At 35.1% G+C, this 21670-nt stretch carries 16 protein-coding genes, 1 riboswitch and 2 other annotated features; of the genes, 4 read left to right on the top strand and 12 right to left on the bottom strand.

The annotated features are described in order from the left end of the window. Positions 1-3: 3 nt before the first annotated feature. From thrS to ACU8YW_RS11455, 4 genes are all read right to left on the bottom strand, one after another. The gene (gene thrS / locus ACU8YW_RS11470) at positions 4-1923 is read right to left on the bottom strand and encodes a threonine--tRNA ligase (protein WP_098134186.1); all 1920 of its coding nucleotides are present in this window, start codon (positions 1921-1923) and stop codon (positions 4-6) included. A gap of 44 nt (positions 1924-1967) precedes the next feature. Next, positions 1968-2191, bottom strand: a binding site (T-box leader). Positions 2192-2226: 35 nt separating this feature from the next. Further along, positions 2227-2450 (bottom strand) — a binding site (T-box leader). A gap of 125 nt (positions 2451-2575) precedes the next feature. Continuing rightward, positions 2576-3283 (bottom strand): 23S rRNA pseudouridine(2604) synthase RluF, encoded by a 708-nt coding sequence (gene rluF / locus ACU8YW_RS11465; RefSeq protein ID WP_001222161.1) that lies wholly within the window; start codon positions 3281-3283, stop codon positions 2576-2578. Between the two features lie 183 nt (positions 3284-3466). Then, complete coding sequence (locus tag ACU8YW_RS11460) at positions 3467-4087, bottom strand: YdbC family protein (protein WP_088063309.1); 621 nt, start codon at positions 4085-4087, stop codon at positions 3467-3469. Positions 4088-4293: 206 nt separating this feature from the next. Continuing rightward, the gene (locus ACU8YW_RS11455; protein WP_098133849.1) at positions 4294-4659 is read right to left on the bottom strand and encodes a hypothetical protein; all 366 of its coding nucleotides are present in this window, start codon (positions 4657-4659) and stop codon (positions 4294-4296) included. Between the two features lie 132 nt (positions 4660-4791). On the opposite strand from ACU8YW_RS11455, the gene ACU8YW_RS11450 reads away from it, so the two are divergent. The 3 genes from ACU8YW_RS11450 (at position 4792) to ACU8YW_RS11440 (ending at position 8591) form a co-directional block, all read left to right on the top strand. Then, the gene (locus ACU8YW_RS11450; protein ID WP_046955749.1) at positions 4792-5367 is read left to right on the top strand and encodes a hypothetical protein; all 576 of its coding nucleotides are present in this window, start codon (positions 4792-4794) and stop codon (positions 5365-5367) included. Positions 5368-5575: 208 nt separating this feature from the next. Then, positions 5576-5696: riboswitch (glycine riboswitch) on the top strand. Between the two features lie 107 nt (positions 5697-5803). Next, positions 5804-7171 carry an alanine/glycine:cation symporter family protein gene (locus ACU8YW_RS11445; protein ID WP_000451054.1) on the top strand — a complete coding sequence of 456 codons (1368 nt, stop codon included), beginning with the start codon at positions 5804-5806 and terminating at the stop codon, positions 7169-7171. 226 nt (positions 7172-7397) lie between these two features. Further along, on the top strand, positions 7398-8591 hold the full coding sequence (locus tag ACU8YW_RS11440) for a S8 family peptidase (protein ID WP_046955748.1): 1194 nt from the start codon (positions 7398-7400) through the stop codon (positions 8589-8591). 99 nt (positions 8592-8690) lie between these two features. On the opposite strand, the gene ACU8YW_RS11435 is transcribed toward ACU8YW_RS11440, so the two are convergent. Both ACU8YW_RS11435 and ACU8YW_RS11430 read right to left on the bottom strand, forming a co-directional pair. Continuing rightward, entirely contained in the window at positions 8691-9215 is a 525-nt protein-coding gene (locus tag ACU8YW_RS11435) for a DinB family protein (RefSeq protein WP_046955747.1), read from the bottom strand. Positions 9216-9229: 14 nt separating this feature from the next. Further along, complete coding sequence (locus ACU8YW_RS11430) at positions 9230-9997, bottom strand: DUF3891 family protein (protein WP_046955746.1); 768 nt, start codon at positions 9995-9997, stop codon at positions 9230-9232. A gap of 204 nt (positions 9998-10201) precedes the next feature. On the opposite strand from ACU8YW_RS11430, the gene hbs reads away from it, so the two are divergent. Continuing rightward, positions 10202-10474: a non-specific DNA-binding protein Hbs gene (hbs, locus tag ACU8YW_RS11425; RefSeq protein WP_001043960.1), complete on the top strand. Its 273-nt coding sequence runs from the start codon at positions 10202-10204 to the stop codon at positions 10472-10474. A gap of 39 nt (positions 10475-10513) precedes the next feature. On the opposite strand, the gene ACU8YW_RS11420 is transcribed toward hbs, so the two are convergent. From ACU8YW_RS11420 to ACU8YW_RS11395, 6 genes are all read right to left on the bottom strand, one after another. Then, positions 10514-11056: a cold-shock protein gene (locus ACU8YW_RS11420; protein ID WP_088063307.1), complete on the bottom strand. Its 543-nt coding sequence runs from the start codon at positions 11054-11056 to the stop codon at positions 10514-10516. A gap of 35 nt (positions 11057-11091) precedes the next feature. Further along, positions 11092-11841 (bottom strand): 4'-phosphopantetheinyl transferase Sfp, encoded by a 750-nt coding sequence (gene sfp / locus ACU8YW_RS11415; RefSeq protein WP_046955744.1) that lies wholly within the window; start codon positions 11839-11841, stop codon positions 11092-11094. A 64-nt stretch (positions 11842-11905) separates the two neighbouring features. Beyond that, positions 11906-13345, bottom strand: coding sequence for an MDR family MFS transporter (locus tag ACU8YW_RS11410; protein WP_046955743.1), 1440 nt, complete (start codon positions 13343-13345; stop codon positions 11906-11908). Then, on the bottom strand, positions 13345-13569 hold the full coding sequence (locus tag ACU8YW_RS11405) for an MbtH family protein (protein ID WP_088096376.1): 225 nt from the start codon (positions 13567-13569) through the stop codon (positions 13345-13347). Before ACU8YW_RS11405 ends, ACU8YW_RS11410 begins: the two co-directional genes overlap by 1 nt. Further along, positions 13566-20723, bottom strand: a complete 7158-nt coding sequence (locus tag ACU8YW_RS11400) for a non-ribosomal peptide synthetase (protein WP_426933687.1) — start codon at positions 20721-20723, stop codon at positions 13566-13568. Before ACU8YW_RS11400 ends, ACU8YW_RS11405 begins: the two co-directional genes overlap by 4 nt. Before the next feature lie 33 nt (positions 20724-20756). Beyond that, entirely contained in the window at positions 20757-21650 is an 894-nt protein-coding gene (locus tag ACU8YW_RS11395) for an isochorismatase family protein (protein WP_199695806.1), read from the bottom strand. Positions 21651-21670: the final 20 nt, after the last annotated feature.

Genomic DNA, 21670 nt, shown 5'->3' with positions numbered 1-21670 from the left:
TCTCTATTTCTTATTTTTTATTTCCTCTTTTATACTCTCCACAAACCCATTTAGTTCAATAACTTCTGACTGGTCTTCACCGTATTTACGTACATTTACAGATCCGTTCTCCATTTCCTTATCCCCAATAACAAGAACATAAGGAACTTTTTGCATTTGTGCTTCTCTTATTTTATATCCTAACTTTTCATCTCGTACATCTCTTTCAACACGAATGCCAGCTTGTGCTAATTTATCCGCAATCTCATCTGCGTATTGTACATGGACTGCATTCGAAACTGGAATGACCTTCACTTGAACCGGTGCCACCCATGCCGGGAACGCGCCTCCAAAGTGCTCAATTAATATCGCTAAGAAACGGTCTAAAGATCCTAAAACTGCTCTGTGAATGACAACTGGTCTTCTCTTTTCATTCTTCTCATCTATATAATTTAAATCAAACTTCTCTGGCATTTGGAAATCTAGTTGGATTGTCCCGCACTGATGACTTCTATTTAAAGCGTCTTTAATATGGAAGTCGATTTTCGGTCCATAAAATGCACCGTCACCTTCATTTAGTCTATATTTATAATTCAATGAATGTAATACATTTTCTAATGCCTCTTCTGCTTGCTCCCACAACTTATCATCACCCATTGAATCTTCTGGACGAGTAGAAAGCTCTACTTCATATTCGAATCCAAAAGTTTTATAAACGTAATCAATTTGCGCCATTACAGATTTAATTTCATCTTCAATTTGTTCTGGAGTTACAAATAAATGAGCATCATCTTGGCAGAATGTACGTACTCTTAATAATCCATTTAATGCCCCGCTAAATTCGTGTCGGTGTACTTGACCGAACTCACACATACGAATTGGCAATTCGCGATAAGAGTGTAATTTATTTTTGAACATTAACATATGTCCTGGGCAGTTCATTGGTTTTAATGCGAAACTTTTATTGTCTACTTCAGAGAAATACATGTTGTCTTTGTAATGTCCCCAGTGTCCTGATTTCTCCCATAATTCTTGGTTCATCATAAACGGAGTACGTACTTCTTGATACTTATACTCTTTTTGAATTTCTCTTAAAAATGCTTCTAATTCATTACGAATAATTTGTCCTTTCGGTAAATAAAATGGCATTCCCGGAGCCTCTTCAGAAAACATAAATAACTCCAGCTCACTACCTAATTTACGATGATTTCTTTTTGCTGCTTCTTCAACGAAATGTAAATAACCTTCTAATTCTTTTTGAGAAGAGAACGCAACACCATATATACGCTGAAGCACTTGATTGTTACTATCACCTCGCCAATATGCACCAGAAACGTGAGTTAATTGGAAGGCTTTCAAATAGCCTGTTGACGGTAAATGAGGTCCTCTACATAAGTCTACAAATTCACCTTGTTTATAGAGTGTTACACTTTCCCCACTAGGAATTGCTTCTAACAATTCTAATTTCAGGTGATCATTCATTTCTTGAAACAGTTTTTTTGCCTCTTCTCGTGAAACCTCAACTCGCTCTATTTTTATATTTTCATTTATAATTTTTTTCATTTCTTTTTCGATTTCCGGCAAATCTTCTACGTTTACACTACTCGGAAGATCCATATCATAATAAAATCCATTTTCAATAACAGGTCCTACACCAAGGTTTACATTACCATGCATTCTCTTTACAGCTTGCGCTAAAATATGTGCCGCAGAGTGTCTTGCAATTTCTACCCCTTCATTTGAATCTATAGTAACGATTTCTACTTCCGCATTTTCTTCAATATTTCGGCGTAAATCATATAACTGATCATTTACTTTCCCTGCGACTGCTTTCTTTTTTAAACTACTGCTAATGGATCCCGCAATTTCTTCTAAAGTAATTCCTTTTACAAATTCTTTAACGCTTCCATCCGGAAATTTCATTTCAATCATCTGTTCTTTCATTTTTCATCTCTCCATTTCATAATAAAAAGCACACTCATCCCTAAAATAGGGACGAGCGTGCTTTTACCCGTGGTTCCACCCAGATTCCCATCACAAAAAACATAATGGCTTCTTTTACGGTAACGTCGTTTACACGGCACTAGATACTTAATTTCCCCAGTACAGCTCTAAGGTGGTAAGTTATTTTTCTGCGTTAGGAAGTTCTCAGCTTTCCTTCCTTCTCTGTATAACCGGATAAAATAACTCGTGTCCTTTTCTTCGCTTATTATGAAATTGAATACAAAAAAGCATATTCATCCCTAAAATAGGGACGAATATGCTTATATCCGTGGTTCCACCCAGATTCCCATCACAAAAAACATAATGGCTTCTTTTGCGATAACGTCGCTTACACGGCACTAGATACTTAGTTTCCCCAGTGCAGCTCTAAGGTGGTAAGTTATTTTTCTGCGTTAGGAAGTTCTCAGCTTTCCTTCCTTCTCTGTATAACCGGATAAAATAACTCGTGTCCTTTTCTTTGCTTTTAAAAGTACATCCATTAATTGTTATTTACTATATCTTATTCATTTTATTTTTGCAAGTGTTTAAAAATGATTTTTTATTTAATAAAAAAAGAAACCAAAAATAGATTTTTGGTTTCCTCTTTTCAATTTTACCAATCTTGTGGTTCGTAATTTAAGTCTGAAAATAGACGTCGTTTCTCTTTCTTCGATAAATCTCTCCACTGTCCAACAGGTAAATTATTTAATTCTATATTCATAATTCTTGTACGCTTTAAAGTGTATACTTGATAACCTAAAGCTTCACACATACGACGAATTTGACGATTCAACCCTTGAGTTAAAATAATTTGGAATTCATATTTTGATAACTGTGTTACCTCACAAGGAAGCGTTTTCGTTCCTAAAATTTTCACACCAGCTGCCATTTTCTCTAGAAAATCAGGTGTAATTGGCTTATCTACTGAAACGATATATTCTTTTTCATGTTTGTTTTCAGCACGTAAAATTTCATTTACAATATCACCATCATTCGTTAATAAAATTAAACCGTCTGAGTCTTTATCAAGACGTCCAATGTGACTAATTCGTAATGGATGATTCACTAAATCGATAATATTACCTTTTACAGCTTTTTCACTCGTACATGTAATACCTACTGGTTTATTTAAAGCGATATATACGTGATCTCGAGCAATACGAAGTTGCTCTCCATTTACACGTACATCATCACCTGGATTTACTTGGTCACCAATTTTTGCAACCTTACCGTTAATAATTACTCTTCTCTCATTAATTAGTTTATCTGCTCCACGTCGAGACGCTTTTCCAGCTTCACTAATAAATTTATTGATACGCAAATTAGGCACATCCTTTTCAAAAAAATTCAAGCTCACACTGCTTCTACCGTACAATACAAAAGGGTAAGCCTTCTATTATAACTTAAATATATTAACATGAAAGGGTATATAACGTCTTCTATTAATTACTCGTTTATAAGAAAATATCTTTATTATACATTCATTTATGCACGTTTTGTACACTTAATATACAAGCCACTCTTCCTTACATACAGCTTGTTTACTTCTTATATCTTTTAAATCATCATGAATATTAGCTAGTTTATACAACTCTGGGAAAATCTCTTCTACATAATTTTGATGCGCCATTTCATCTTTCCAATAAGTTAACACTATGTAACAATTTTCATTTTTTAAAGACTTTCCAACAACTCCACCTAACATCCCTTTTGCATTTTCCATCCCTTTATTCCAAATTGTTTCTTGTTTATGTAAAAACTGCTTTTTTCTTTGTTGTTTTACATCACAAATTGCAACTCGTACAAAAGATCCTGCTGTAATTACATCGTTCAAATGCGTATCAGTTATATCATACAACGGTTGAAATAATTCAATTTCACATGAAAGAAACGTATCCTCTTGATTACTATTTAAATAAATGGTATCGTGTGCACTATTCATAAATGATTGATAAGCCCTTCTATCTTCCCATAAAGTGAACACACATGCCTCATCTTCATTCCATCCACCAAATTGTCCGTGAAATCCATCTAGATGCTGTATAGCTTGCCATTTTTCTTGTGCTTTTGAAAATAACTCTTTTTTCTCTTCTTCCACCTTACAGTAGATTGTTTTTAGTAACATTTTTAACTCCCCCTTAGGATATAATTTACCTTCCACTTATAATTTTCAGTTTACATAATATTTTTATAATCTCCTCATTACTCTTTATGTGCATATAGAACTAATCATATTTATCACTACATCTATCAAACCATCTATCTGATTTTATTTCAAATAATTCAGAATCAAAAGAAAAGATGTAACCCTTAACGAATTACAACTTTATCTTATCTCCCTTTCTTATTCACCTTTTGTTCAAATAAATAATACGTAAGTTCTCCTGGATAATGTAATACAGTTACCTTCCGCTCCCCTTTTTTAAAACTAACAGTATGTCCGTTTTCCCCTAAGTTCTCCCATCCACTAGCCTTTGTAATAGGCATTACACTTATATATTTATACTCCTCTTCCTTATCATTGTTAATATGAATTGCTGACATTGGTACTGGAAAATCTTCAATTTTAGATTCTTTGTCTAAATATATAAGTGTAAATAAACTAACTAATAACACAACCGTTGAAATATTTGAAACTAGTTTTCTTCTATTCATTTTCACTAAAAACCCTCTTTTCTCACATATTACTTTCATTATTTTACTAATCTTGATTATTTGTGTATATAAAAAATATAATTAAAATTAATTCCAGACTATATTCTCTATTATTAACAATATTATTGTTATATATTATAATTAAAGGATATTTACTTTTGGAGGTATTACCCATTGAAGAAATTATTTTTTAATAAATGGACAATCGTTATTTCTATTTTTATTATTACCTGTACGATTTTCTACACAACTAAAGATAAAAATAATAACGAAAAAACTATCGTAGAAACAATTGATACAAAAAGTTTTAAAACTAAATTACAACCAAAAATTGATGAATTAACTACAAATTATAATGACATCATCGAAAAAGATTGGTTGCCTGCCTGGGAAGAGATTAACACGAACGGAGATTCAGTAGACAGAGATAAACTATTAGTCACAATGACTGCTATTTCCAAACAATATGAAAAAATCATGAACGAAATAGACACTGTGAAAATTAAAGAAAATATATCAGAAGTACAAATACAAGAACAACTAATTTATTTCACAACTGAATTTAAGACTGCTTCTAAATTTATGAAAAACGCAGCAAATTTAATTATAGACGGAGCAAATAACTCTACTCCATCCAATGAAACAATTGAAAATACTAAACATGCTTTAGGACTTGCGGACCAACATATTGTCCTCGCTTTATCTACGTTAAATGAAGTTGAAGTTAAATTAGGACTTGCAAAAAAATAAAACTGGTTACTATTTTAACATAAAAAAAGATTGCAATTCATATTTTGTCTGTCTATAATGTTTTTATTGATTTACAATCAATATTTTTATAAATTTTATAATTCGGATGAACCATTCAGGAGAAGGTCTATTGATCTACCGACGGGGCAAAAAGTTGCTGAATCAACTTTGAAACTCTCAGGTCTTGTTTACAAGTTGAACTGCATGGGGACGAATCTCTGGAGAGACTCCCTCTCGCTTTTATATAGCGCGGAGGAAAAAGAGCACCGAAGGAGCAAATCCGCTACTATAGCGGATAATCTCTCAGGTAAAAGGACAGAGACAAGCGAAAGAAAATGCCGATTTGTATCGGTTTATTTTTCTATCCCTTGTTTCTCCAGAGACCATTTCATTTACTTGAAGTGGTTTTTATTTTTTCATAAAAAGGAGAATACAGATGGAGACAGTAAGTACAGTATTAGAACAAATCAACCACTATGTGTGGGGATTACCAACGTTGTTGTTACTCGTTGGTACTGGTATCATTCTCACAGTGCGTTTAAAAGGATTACAGTTTAGTAAACTATTATACGCTCACAAACTAGCTTTTAAAAAATCAGAAGATACATCTTCCTCTGGAGATATTAGCCACTTCCAAGCACTTATGACAGCTATGGCGGCAACGATAGGTATGGGAAATATAGCCGGTGTTGCAACTGCAGTAACGATCGGTGGACCCGGTGCAATCTTTTGGATGTGGATTACTGCTTTGTTCGGTATGGCAACAAAGTATGCCGAAGCAATTCTTGCGGTGAAATACCGTGTTAGTAATGAAAATGGTGAATATTCAGGTGGACCAATGTACTATTTAGAACGTGGTTTAGGTAAGAAATGGCTTGCAGTTTTATTCGCTATATTCGGCACAACTGCTTCTTTCGGTATCGGTAATATGGTGCAATCTAACTCAGTTGCAGAGGCAATGCGAATTAATTTCTCTTTCCCTCCTGCTTTAACTGGTATATTTATGTCGTTTTTAATCGCCATTGTTATTTTAGGCGGTGTGAAAAAAATCGGGAAAGTGACAGGATATATCGTTCCTATTAAAGCTTTCTTTTATATCATTGCTGGGCTTATTATTATTTTCTATCACTACGATCAAATTCCAGAAGCATTCTCACTTATTTTTTCTGGCGCATTCAATGGGACTGCAGCTGCTGGTGGTTTTATTGGCGCAACAATTGCATCTGCAATTCAAATCGGAATGGCGCGCGGTGTATTTGCAAACGAAGCTGGTTTAGGGAGTGCCCCTATTGCTGCAGCTGCCGCAAAAACTGATTCACCTGCAAAGCAAGCTTTAGTTTCTATGACTGGTACTTTTCTAGATACGTTTATTGTATGTACCATTACAGGGCTAGTATTAATTACTACAGGTGCATGGAAATCAGGTAAAACTGGCGTTGAAGCGACAACACTTGCGTTCCAATCTGTATTTGGCACTGCTGGTAGTATGATTCTTGGTATCGCAATTATATTATTTGCCTACTCTACTATTTTAGGATGGTCGTATTACGGCGAGAAGTGCGTGGCTTATTTATTTGGAGAAGGTGCTGTTAAATATTATAAAGCGATCTTTATTGTCATGATTGCTATTGGGGCTAATTTAAAACTAGGTATCGTATGGACATTTGCTGATATTGCAAATGGACTTATGGCGATTCCAAACTTAATTGGCCTTATTGGGTTAAGTGGTATTGTTGTTGCTGAAACGAATCGCTTTTTACAAGCAGAGAAATTGAAAGAAAGTCATAAAAAACAGGCAAGTTAATATAAAAAAAGGAATGACTCATACATAATGAGCATTCCTTTTTTCGTTTTCTAACTCAGTAAATGTCATGAAAAATATATTTATATCGATCTTTCCCTTTTTTTATTCCACTAAAAGTTTTTCACATAAATGACATAAATCGTATGGTCTAACTATATAGTTGAAAAGGAATGTGACATTAAAGTGTCGCCGAAAAACTCATCCAAGAAAAGGGAGGAAAAATCTTTTGAAAAACAAAATCATTGTTTTCCTATCTGTGTTATCATTTATTATTGGTGGTTTCTTTTTTAACACAAATACTTCAAGTGCTGAAACATCATCTACTGATTACGTCCCTAACCAATTAATCGTTAAGTTCAAACAAAATGCCTCTTTAAGTAATGTTCAATCTTTTCACAAATCTGTCGGTGCTAACGTTTTATCTAAAGATGATACGTTAGGTTTTGAAGTCGTTCAATTTTCAAAAGGTACTGTCAAAGAAAAAATAAAAAGTTATAAAAATAATCCAGATGTGGAATATGCAGAACCGAATTATTACGTTCACGCCTTTTGGACTCCGAACGACCCATATTTTAAAAATCAATATGGATTGCAAAAAATTCAAGCTCCACAAGCTTGGGATAGTCAACGAAGTGATCCTGGTGTAAAAGTAGCTATTATTGATACAGGAGTTCAAGGTTCACACCCTGATTTAGCTTCGAAAGTAATTTACGGACATGATTATGTTGACAACGACAATACATCTGATGATGGTAATGGTCATGGTACGCATTGCGCTGGAATTACTGGAGCACTTACGAATAATAGTGTTGGAATTGCTGGTGTTGCCCCACAAACTTCAATTTATGCCGTCCGCGTATTAGATAATCAAGGAAGTGGTACTCTTGATGCTGTAGCGCAAGGGATTAGAGAAGCTGCTGATTCAGGTGCAAAAGTAATTAGCTTAAGCTTAGGCGCTCCAAATGGTGGGACTGCTTTACAACAAGCCGTTCAATATGCATGGAATAAAGGCTCTGTTATTGTTTCAGCTGCTGGAAATGCTGGAAATACAAAAGCTAATTATCCTGCTTATTACAACGAGGTGATTGCAGTTGCTTCTACAGATCAATCAGATAGAAAATCTTCATTTTCTACTTATGGTAACTGGGTAGATGTTGCAGCACCAGGTTCAAATATATATTCCACATATAAAGGAAGCACGTATCAATCATTAAGTGGTACATCTATGGCAACACCTCATGTTGCAGGAGTCGCTGCTCTTTTAGCAAATCAAGGATATAGCAATACACAAATCCGCCAAATTATTGAGTCAACGTCTGATAAAATTAGTGGTACAGGTACGTATTGGAAAAATGGTAGAGTCAATGCATATAAAGCTATACAATATGCTAAACAATTACAAGAAAATAAAGCCTCTTAAGAAATAATGTAAAACTTTAATCAGTGATCTGCCATTAGTGCGGGATAAAATAGAAGGAGAGACTTTTACAATTAAAGGCTCTCCTTCTTACAAACTATATTACTCCCCCTCCTTCTGCACCATATGTAAATACAGTACAAAATCCGTCATTGTCGACGAATGACCGAGTTGACGGATCATCGCTGTTATATTTCCTCTATGATATGTACCATGATTTACGACATGTTGTACTAACTCTAAAATTGAAGTTTCTAATTTCCCTGCATATGGATTCTCGATAACAAATACAGCATTCACGTCTTGTATTGTAATTAAAAAGTCTTTATATTGATTTGCCATGTTTTTAAACATTTTTTCTAATTCATGTAACGATTTAGTTTCGATTTGTTTTCGTAAATTTTCTCGGTCTTGTATTGCTTCATTCATACTTTTACCATGCAATATGTGTAACCACACTTGATCTGTAATATAAATATGCGCAAAAGTATCCTTAATTGATGGAAATACACTCTGTATCTTTTCGCTAAAGATTGTCTCATAGCTTGGTAACTCTTTTAATCGATTGAATAATCGCGTATTAGCCCAATCATGGTAATCAAACTGTTTTAACATGTACTCTTTCAATCTAAATCGCCTCCTTATTGTACGAAACGAATGTTTTGTTTCTCCATTTCCGATTCTCTATCAGCTTTTGCAATCCCTTTTTCTTCAACTACATGTTTATTTATAGTTTTATATTTTACATACGTATGAAATTCCGTTTGAAATGGAAACGGTGTAATCCGTATTGTTTCCTCGTCCACCCATTCAGCTTGAATAGGTTTCTCCACCTTACTATTAAACATTTCCGTTCCTTCAAAACCACCTTTAAACAAATCAATTTCATCTTCCTTTTCTACGCCAGGTTTATTCATACACACATATAAAGAAAGTTCATCGCAAAACTTTAATAATCTATAATGTTTATCGAACATCGCAAATTGTTCTTTCGTTAACGTTTTCAAAATTCTTTTTTGTCGTTTCAATTCATGTTTATAAAAAGACATCATTTCTTCGTCTTCGTCATTTAATGAAAATGATAAAAAATGTTTACTACAAAGTAATGCTCCGTATGGATTCGAATCTTCAATTTCATTCAAACCAATCGTATAAAAAACAAAACGCAATGAACTTGGACAATCCATAAATGTATATGGAATATTTTTAGCATCATTCAAAATTGGTACTTTATCAAGTTCTATCCATCCTCTATCATGCTCATATATTGCATCAATTGTCTCTTTTAAGTATGTTTCATCTTCAAAAAAATCTTCTTTTATATGCTTTGCAATCTCTCCAGCTAAAAAACCATGATCATGTTGACGAATTAATATACTTTCTTTCTCATTCTTTTCACGAAAAATCATTCATATACTCCCCCTCATCCTCATATTACAGCATTTTCTATACATCAATTCTTAATTAATCCCTAATTATTAGCAGGGATTCAGTCTCTTACAACGAAATTAACATAACTATATAGTATTCTTTCTAACCATATAAATAGCTTTCTCTATACTATCCATTATACTAAAACATTCATTCTAAAAAACTTTTTATGAGGTGAAAACATGAACAAAACAGAATTAGTTAAAAACGTGGCACAATCCGCTGATATTTCTCAAAAGGAAGCTTCTGCAGCGGTACAATCCGTATTTGACACAATTGCTACTGCATTACAATCTGGCGATAAAGTTCAATTAATCGGCTTTGGAACGTTTGAAGTGCGCGAAAGATCTGCTCGTACAGGACGTAATCCACAAACTGGCGAAGAAATTCAAATCGCTGCTGGTAAAGTTCCAGCATTTAAAGCTGGTAAAGAGTTAAAAGAAGCTGTGAAATAAATAAGAAACCAGCCATTTTATAGGCTGGTTTCTTATTTTCTATTTAAGCAGATTTTTTATATTCTCTGCATGATATACTTCACAAATATAAAATATGCATTTGCAATTACTTACAATTTGATATTTTCTAGTTGGATACACATTCGCCGTAACAGAGCATCCATCAAACAATTCAATAATATTCCCAGATGGCTGATATCCTTCGTATAATACGTTTCTTCTTACTTCCATCTTTTCTATAATTTTTTCAACTGGAATATTCCCACTCTCTAATTCACTCTTAATTGTATTTGGTAAAAACGAAGTGTCCGCAAAAATTAGATTCTCAGATAACACTTTTCCTTTATAACTAACATTGGATACACGGTAAAGAAATGTTCCGTTTTTATCAAAGAAATTCTTTGCTTCTTTCGGGATGTACTGTCTATCAAATACCTCTTGTTCGAGAATTTCAAACTGAACTGTATCATTCAAAAGCTTTTCTAAAGCATGAATAGATGATGTATCTCCAGAAAATAAAATATTTTTAATTGCTTGTACATTATAAGTGAATTCATTTGTTCTATTTTCCGCTACTAACATGAGGAACACCTCTTCTATAAGATTTTTTATTTAACTTATTTATAATTTAAAAGCGCTACTGCGTCTAACTGTGTAATTTCAGTTACTTCTTTACTAAATATTGCAATTGAAGCCATATAATCTGCACTTGGCCTTATATCCTCCATCATTGTATTTTCTACTAACTCTTGCCTATCCTTAAAAACTAACAAATTTGGAGGATCATTTGGAGCTGATACAGTAATACCTACTGGTGAAATCATTAGTCCTTCACCTGTCGCTTTTAGTACCGCTTCTTTTCGAGTCCAATATGTTAAAAAACCTTCTATTTTCTGTTCATTAGGTAATTTCATAACTTGTGCTATTTCAATGTCTGTTAATACGCCCTCTGCCATTTTCATAACATCTACATTTGGATTCATTTGTTCAACATCAACGCCTACAGGTGCAGACTTTGTAAATGCAACAACAACCCACTCACCCGAATGTGAAACAGATATTTGCGGCATTCCTTCTGGTAATTGTGGTCTACCATGTTGTAACTTACATACAGGGCACATTCGATTAATCGGTACTTGAACTGGCGACATAGAAAGGATCTTTCCAAGAACTAATCTACTAATTACACAACCTATTATAAATCGTGCACGATCTGCCGAATGATGATATGAATTTGCTTTCTCTCGTTCAACATCATTTAGTAAATTGTAATGCCATGATTGTAAATCTGAAATTCTTGCCCACCATATTTGACAACTATTCTCATTAAGAGTTGGTACAGAATCTACAACTTTACTCTCTATCATGTAAACTCTCTCCTTCTAAAAAACAATATCATTTTATTTCAAAAGAATATTATTATTCTATAACTTATTCGTTTACAACTTCTTTTTCTTTTTGTAATATAGGTAACGGCTTTTTCTTCTTCTTTGCCATTACCTCTTTATCAGAAATACGTAAAGAAAATAGTAATGCTACGAGTAAAAATATTGCTGATCCAATTAACGCAGCTTGATATGGTAAGAAATCTGACTGAGCATTATTTTGTACACTATTATTTCCAAAACCGGCTAGTATACTAGCTAAAACTGCAACTCCTATCGCTGAACCTAATCGATTTTGCACATTAAATATAGTCGTAGCTCTCCCCATAGAAGGTGGCGTGATATTATTAAATGCAGAAAATTGAACTGCTCCAACAGACTGACCTAAGAAAATACCGATACCAAACAATAATGCCCGAATTTGCCATGGGTTCGTATCGTGATTTACAAAACTTAATAAAACAAAGATAATCGCCGTACAAATTAATCCAATAGAAATTACCTTTCGAGCTCCTAGTTTCTTATATGACCATGGCACAATCTGTGACGATATCATTAACCCAATCGCCTCTGGGAATGTCGTAAGACCTGATTCCAATGCGGAAACCCCTATTACATTTTGATACATAAGTGGAAAAACAAATAACGTTCCTAGTAAACCAGCGGATGAAAACAATGAAATAAGACTCATTTTTCTAAAGACTGGTTCTTTTAATAAGCGTAAATCTAACATCGGTTGCTTTACTCTAAGTTCTACAATGATAAACAATGTAATGAATACAATCCCAGCTATTCCAGTACTTATAATCTCTGAAGCCCAGCCTTTTGACGGCCCTTGACTAAGTGCATAGATAAGCATCGCGAATCCTGGTGCTGAAAGAACAAAACCGAGAGAATCAAAGCGACCAGCTGATTTTTCAATATGCTCTTTTAAAAATAGTAGACCGAATAGTAATGCTACGATTCCGAACGGTAAATTAATATAAAATGCCCAGCGCCAAGACATTTGATCTACAAAAAAACCGCCAATAATTGGTCCTACTGCCGGTGCTACAGCAATTGGCAACACAATAAACCGTGAAATTTTCGGCCTTTCCTCTGGTGAAAATGTTCGGAATAACATCGCCATCCCAACTGGTGTTAAAAGCCCCCCGCCAGCACCTTGCATGATGCGAAAAAGATTCAATGAAGTAATATCATTCGCTATTCCACATAATGCAGACGCAGTTGTAAATACGAAAAGAGCGGTTAGAAATACTCTTTTCGTACCGAAGCGATCTCCTAACCAACCAGAAATCGGAAGAAAAACAGCTAAGCTAACTAAATACCCAACATTAACCGTCCCCATTGCAGATGGAGGCACTTGTAGTTCTTTACTTATCGTTTGGAGTGCTACATTCACAATTGTTGCATCCATCGCAGCCATAAACATCGCTGTTATATATACGATGCTTACAACTACTTTTGGATTTATTTTTGCCTTCATTATCGTTTTCCTACTAATATTTTTTCGCCCACTTGATTACTTTTCGGATTCAAATCTTCCCAATTATTTTCAACATATTGTAAACAATCATTCCTACTAGCCTCTTCATACACGACATTCCAACCAATAGGTACATCAAGAAAGACAGGCCAGAGAGAATACTGGCCCTCCTCATTTTTTAGTACTTTATATGTGTAATTATCATTTTCAAACGGATTCGTCATACTGTACTTACCCCTTTCTTATCCTGCAAATATTTCGCTAATACTTGTCCAATCTCTGTAAGTGGTCCTGGTTGACATAAATCTTTATGTCTACAATCAATATCGTGTTGCACAATTTGCCCCTCTAAATAATTTTGCCACGTATTTGGAGAGATAGGATCAAACCAGTCTGGTATAACAGTAGATCTAAAGAATAAAATATCTCCGTTATAAACTTTCGGTACATATTTCCCTAACAATCCTACCGAATTTACATATGTTTCTTTCAAATTTAAAATCGTCTCTTCTTCAAGACTTGCTAATGCACTTCCATCTTTACGAAGTATTTCTACTGCACTTTCCATCGTAAGTGGTTTACCATCCATGTTATCTGGATCGTATCCACCTAAAGCAAGTAATGCGATTAACGCTTCTTCTTCAGTAGGTGCTTCCGTATTCGGTAAGAAGTGACCTGGATAAGAATCCAGCATAACGAGTAATTCTACTTCTTCCCCTTCATTTTGCAGTTGCGCCGCCATTGCATGCACAACATTTCCTCCGAGCGACCAACCGAGTAAACGATATGGTCCGTGAGGCTGTACTTCACGAACGTGTTTTAAATAATCCGCCGCCATCTCCTCTAAACTTTTTGGAAGTTCTTCATTTTTAGCAATACCACGTGCTTGGACACCGTAGATTGGATAATCTGTTCCTAAAGATTTCATAAGTCCTGCATAGCACCAACTTAATCCACCTGCTGGGTGTACACAAAATAGTGGTAATTGGTCTCCGCTTGCTCGTAATGGAAGCAACACATCAAGTGCACTTTGTCCATTTCCCACTTCAAGTCTTTCAGCAAGACCCGCAACAGTAGGTGCTACAAATAAAGTTCCGATATTTAGTTCAACCCCAAGTGCTTCTTTAATACGACTCATAAGCTGCACTGCAAGAAGTGAGTGGCCACCTAGATCAAAGAATCCGTCATCAATTCCAATTTGCGGCACACTTAAAATTTCTGTAAACAGGTCACATAACATTTCTTCTTGCGGTGTTCTTGGTCCACGACTAGAAGATGATGCGATAAATTCTGGAGCCGGCAATGCCTTTCTATCTAATTTACCGTTTGGAGTTAAAGGCAACTCATTTACTACTACAAAAGCGTATGGAACCATGTAATCTGGTAAACTACCTCCAGCATACTTACGCATTTCATTCGTATCAATCATTTCATTATTTGATGCGACGATATAAGAAACTAACCGTTTATCCCCTGGTTGATCTTCCCGTACAATAACGGCTACTTGCTCAACTTTAGGATGTTTCATTATTACCGCTTCTATTTCCCCTAATTCAATTCGGAATCCACGAATTTTTATTTGATGATCTGCACGTCCTATATAATCTAGCGTCCCATCTTGACGCCAACGTGCTAAGTCCCCAGTACGATACATTCTTGTACCTGGCTTACCAAATGGATCTGCAATAAAACGTTCTGCAGTTAAGCCTGCTCTTCCTAAATATCCACGAGCAAGCCCTGCACCTGCAACATACATTTCTCCAACTACTCCAGGTGGCACCGGTTGTAAATAGTTGTCTAACACATACACTTTAAGATCAGGTATACTACACCCAATTAAACTGTTTGCTCGTAAAGAGACGATTGTTTCATCTAATTCAATATAACTAACATGTACTGTCGTCTCCGTAATACCGTACATATTAATAAGTTTTGGTGCGTTATGAGAATGTCGACAATACCAATCTTCTAATCGACTTAGCTCAAGTGCTTCTCCTCCAAAAACAACATATCGTAAAGATAATTTTTGGCCAATTTCTTCATTTTCATGATCTGCTTGCATCAATTGATAGAACGCTGATGGAGTTTGGTTTAAAACAGTTACCTTTTCTTTAACAAGAAGTTGTAAAAATTCTTTCGGCGAGCGACTTACAGTATGTGGTACTACGACTAAACGCCCACCATATAATAAAGGTCCCCAAATTTCCCAAACCGAGAAATCAAAAGCATATGAATGAAACATTGTCCATACATCGTTCTCGTCAAATTGGAACCAATGATCAGTTGCTCCTAAAAGTCTTACTACATTTTGATGAGGTATCATAACGCCTTTCGGTCTACCAGTTGAGCCTGATGTATAAATAACATACGCAATGTGCGAAGGAGATAACTGCTTCATGCGCTCCATTTCATCAATATTGTCTTCACTATATTTCTCAATTTCCCCTATTACTTTCACATCATCAACTAAAATTTTCAGTTCCTCATCACATTCAATTTCCACATCTGAATTTGTTAAAACACATGATGGTTTCGCATCGTGAAGCATAAATGAAATACGATCTGACGGATAATCCGGATCTAACGGAAGGTATCCCGCACCAGCTTTCAGAACAGCTAGTAAGCTTACAACCATATTTAAAGATCTCGGCATCGCTAAAGCAACGAGTTGATCAGGGCCTACTCCATTTGCTATTAGCAATCGAGCTATTTTATTCGCTTTTTTATTCAACTCTTCATAAGTTAACTTCTCATCTTCAAAGACAACAGCAATAGAATTTGGATTTATATGAGCCTGCTTTTCAAATAATTGTGGCAATGTCATTTCTGGTACAATTTGAAAACCACCATTCCACTTTTCTAACACTGTATTTTTCTCTGCTAAAGTTAATATTTCTAATGTGCCAATTGATTGATCCGGATGTTTCGCTGCATCATCTAATAACAAAATAAATCGTTCAACTAATTTTTGAACTGTTTCACGTGTATATAAATCCGTACTAAATTCTAGTAACCCGTTTAAGCCATCTGGAGTACCATCAACTCCGTTACTCTCGCTAATTTCAAATGTTAGATCAAACTTGGCAGAACCAACGCTTTGAATTTCAAGGTTCGCTTCTATATCCGGAGCATCAAACGTTGCTTCTGGCGTATTTTGGAAAGCTAACATAACTTGAAACAGCGGATGACTATTTCGAGTACGTACTGGATTTAACACTTCAACAAGTCGTTCAAATGGAACATCTTGATTTTCATAAGCTGCAAGATTTGATTGCTTCACTCTATTCAATAATTCTTTAAAGCTTGGATCTCCTGATGTATTTGTACGTAACACTAATGTATTTACAAATAAACCGACTATGTCAGAGAGTGCATCTTCATTTCTTCCAGCAATCGGACTACCAATTGGTATATCAGTACCTGCACCTAATCTTGTAAATAGCGCACTAAGTCCTGCTTGCAACACCATAAACAAACTAACTCCGTTTTTCCGTGCAAGCTCTACTAACCTACTATGCATACCCGCATCTATTTGAAAATGAATTGTTTCTCCGTGATAACTCATTTCAATTGGACGCTGGTAATCTGTAGGTAACTCTATTTTATCTGGTAAACCTTCTAACTCTTTCTTCCAAAAATCTAATTGTGTTGAAATAAGACTTTCTAGTGTAGTTTCATCACCAAGCAACTGTTGTTGCCAAAGTGCATAATCTGCGTATTGAACTGGAAGTGTCTCTAGCTGTACTCTGTTACCTTGACATCGTGCTTTATATGCCGCTGCAAAATCTCTCGTTAACGGTTGTAATGACCAGCCATCCCCTACAATATGGTGCAATAGAATTAGTAATACATGTTCGTTTTCATTCACTGTAAATAGTTGCAGACGAACTGCTGGTTCAACATCAAGGTTAAAACTATATCTTACCGCCTCTACAAGCACACTTTCTAATTTATCTTTACATGTTTTTGTTATTATCATTTCTAGATTTAAATTTTCCATATCTAAAATTTTCTGATAGGAACTACCTAATACGTTAGGGAAAATCGTTCTAAGCGTTTCATGTTTCTCAACTACATCATAAAAGGCACCTTGCAATGCTTCCTCGTTCAACTTTCCAGAAATACGAACGACTAATGGAATATTATAAGTAGGACTTGGACCTTCTAAACAATTTAAGAACCATAACCTGCGCTGTGCAAATGAAAGTGGAACTTCATTTGGTCTACTTACTTTCTTAATAGCTGGTCTTGCAGTTTTTGCTTGATCCAATTGTTTTTCCAGTTCAGCAACAGTTGGCGATTCAAATAATTTTCCTATTCCTAATTCAACACTTAACGTTTCACGAATTCTTGCCATTAGACGAGATGCAAGAAGCGAATGGCCACCCATTTCAAAGAAATTATCATCAATGCTAATGCGAGAAACACCAAGTACTTCTGCAAATAAATCACATAATATTTCTTCTTTCGGATTTCTAGCAACTCTCTCCTTGTTCATTTCATTAAAATCAGGAGCAGGTAATTTCTTTCTATCAACCTTACCATTTGGCGTTAATGGTAATTCTTCTAGCACAACAAATGCCGATGGCACCATATAATTCGCTAAACTTTCTGAAACATAAGAACGAATTTCTGAAAGGTTAATCCCTTCATTCCCTTCGGCAACGATATATGCAATGATTCGTTTATCATTTGGGCGATCTTCCCGTACCATTACTACCGCTTGTTGAATATATTCATGTCGTTGTAATACCATTTCAATTTCAGCTAATTCAATTCGGAAACCACGAATTTTAATTTGATGATCTGCGCGGCTCATGTACTCTAACACACCATCGTTACGCCATTTCACAAGATCACCTGTGCGGTACATGCGCTTCCCTGGTTTTCCATAAGGATCTGCAACAAACCGTTCAGCCGTTAACTCTGGTTTTCCTAAATATCCGTTCGCAAGCCCTTCCCCTGCAATATATAATTCACCAATTACTCCAGGTGGTACTGGTTGTAAACCTGCATCTAATACATACACGTCTGTACTCCAAATTGGCTTTCCAATAGGAGGTATACCAATTTCCTTTTTATCGATGTTCATGACAGTAGACCAAATAGTCGTTTCAGTTGGTCCATATAAGTTTGTAATAGAGCAACCTAATTCTTTTAATATATTTGCTAAATGGGCTGGAAGAGCTTCACCACCAACGAGCACATTTAGCCCTTGTAGCCTTTCTGGATATTCAGTTACTAACGCCTGCCATAACGTCGGTGTAGCTTGCATAACTGTCACTCTTTCTTCTTGTAACAGTGCCGTTAACGCAGAAGGCTCTTGAATTACCTCTTTTTGTGCAATTGTTAAACTTGCACCACTAATAAGAGGTAAATAAATCTCTAGAGCAGAAATATCAAACGCAAATGTTGTAACTGCTACTAAATGATCGTTCTCATTTAGTGAAAACATATCGTCCATAGCCAATAGAAAGTTACTTAAAGCTTTCATAGGAACAATTACACCTTTTGGATTTCCGGTTGAGCCTGAAGTGTAAATTGTATACGCAGGCTTTAAAAATGAATCATCATTTCTAAATGGTAGATTCCTATGAGAATATGCTTTTAATGCTAGTTCTGTTTCTTCTCGATCTAATTCGATTTTTTTTATATCATTTTCTATAACTAAAGTAGATGAAACAGATGAATGTGTGATGATATAAATTGGTTTTGCATCATTTACTATATAATGTATTCGCTCAGCTGGATATTCTGGATCTATCGGTAAATACGCTGCACCAGCCTTTAAAACTGCTAGCATACTAACTACCATTTCTATTGACCTTGGAAATACTAAAGCTACAAACTGATTTGGCCCTATTCCTTCTTCTACTAAATAGTGCGCTAGTTCATTCGCCCGTTCATTTAGCTCTTTATACGTAAGGTCTACTCCGTTACACGTAACCGCTATTTTATTTGGATTTTTTTGTACTTGTTTTTCAAATAATAAAGGTAGAGTAATTAAATCCTCAGCTTCCTTAGTTTCATTCCATTCGAATAAAACTTTATGATTTTCTTCTGGAAGAGTAATGTTTATATTTCCAATCGACACGTCTTTTTGATAATCATTTATCACTAATTCTAATACATTCATAAATCTCTCTTTATGCAATGCTAGTTCCGTATCACTATATACTAACGGATTCGCATCAAAATGAATCATTAGCTCATTTTGATCAAAACGTTTATATACATTTATCGATAAATCATCGACTGGTCCTGCTGATAAATTATGTGTAATACCACGATTCCCAGCAAAATTAAGCCCATAATCAAAAGGCATCACATTCACTAACGGCCCGTATAACCTTTGATTTTCACCTAGTAACTTTAAGTCTCTTCTTAATTCCTCATGACGGTATTTATGATGACGACGTACTTCTCGAATCTCTTTAGAAACTTGCTGTATGCATTCCGCAAGAGTTATATTTGGAGTTACTGTAATACGAAGTGGTACTAAATTCATTACCATGCTCGGTGTATAAATAGATGCAGAACCGAGACGCCCCATCATTGGTAAACCTAAAACAATATCATTTGCACCTGTTAATTTATGCATGTAAATACTTGTTACAGCTACAATAAATTCCGGCCAACTTGTTAAAGAAACATTAATATCTTCTAGTAAAGTTTTCGTGCTAGAACTGGATAAATAAGCTGTTTCTCGTAAAAATCCATTTGATGTTCTCGGCGCTCGTTCTGCTAAACTTATGACATCCGGTTCATCTGCAAATTTTTCTAACCAAAAAGTACGATCTTCTTGAAATTGTTTAGACTCACGATACTCCATATCTTCTTGTACAATTTTTGCAAGAGAACCAAATGGCTTTTCATTCTTTCTTGTTTCTTCTATAAGTGATGTATACTCTTTCGCTACCTTTTGGCTTAGAAGTGAAAATCCATAGCCATCCATCACAATGTGATGGATGCGCTGATACCAAAAGAAACGATTATTTTCAACTTGAATAAGTGCTTCAGTAAATAAAGTATCTCTTTTCAAATCGACTGGCATAGATAAATCATTTTTCATCCATACTTTAGCAGCTTCTTCAGGATTTTCTTCTTTACGAACGTCAATAAAATACATATGAAACTGTAATTCTTCAATAACTTGCCATGGACCAATTTCATCCTCTTCGAAGCGAACATGTAGTGCTTCTGCTTCTGTTACAACTTTACGTACTGCTAATTGGAAAATTTCTTGATTAATATTTCCGTTTATTTCAACATATTCCCCAGTATTATAAATCGGATTAAGCGGATCTAATTGCTGTGCAAACCACATACCAGTCTGCGCAGATGATAACGAATGACGAACCTTTTGACTATTAGGCATTCTTTACTACCCCTTTATTATGTAGTCTATTTGTTACAGCACCTGTGCTGTCTGTGAAGATAGTAAACTGTACCAATCGGAAACAGTTGGACGTTCTGCTAAATCTGCAAAAGTTATTTCTTTCCCTTCACGACGCCACATCTCTACTAAACTCATAATTCTGACCGAATCAAGTCCTCTATTTAGTAAGTCCTCATCAATATCAATACTCTCTACTGGCTCACGAAGTAGTTGTGCAACTAGTTCATGCACTTCCTGTAAAGTGATTCCTTCACTCTCATCACTTTTTACACTTTGTAAATCTTTTAACAGTAAGTTTGTTGATGTCGTTACTGCACATCTATTAGATGCATACTCCAATGCTTGTTTATGATGGTCTATTGAAAAATCAGCAACTGCATCTGCTACAAAAAATGATTCTATACCATCCATAAATGCTTCGCAAGCTGTTAAAAGGCAGCCGATATGCGCATAAATACCGCAAATAATAAGTTGATCTCTTCCCTGTTCATTTAAAATTTCTAATAGATTTGTCTTTTTAAATGCACTATATCTCCATTTTGTTAAGAATATATCATCTTCATTAGGAGTAAGTTCATCGACAATTTTCTTTTTATCTGGTCCAGCAGGAATACCGTCACCCCAGAAGTCTTGTAATAATCCACGTTGTTCTAACGTTTGTCCACCTGGTTGTGCAGTATAAACAACTGGTATACCAAGTTCCTTACATTTTTCTCTTATCACCTTAATATTTGAAATGAGTTCTACTTTGGGTGATTCTTTATCGCTATATGCATCAAGAAAATATTCTTGCATGTCATGGATTAAAAGAACCGCACGTTTCGGATCTGGCATCCAGTTCACTTTATTTTTTGGTAGTTCTGATTCAACTGGCATTTTGTATACTGAAATAGATGGGATAGCCATCTAATCACTTCCTTCCAATT

Source organism: Bacillus pretiosus (genome assembly GCF_052947655.1).
This window is presented reverse-complemented; position numbering and strand designations above follow the sequence as displayed.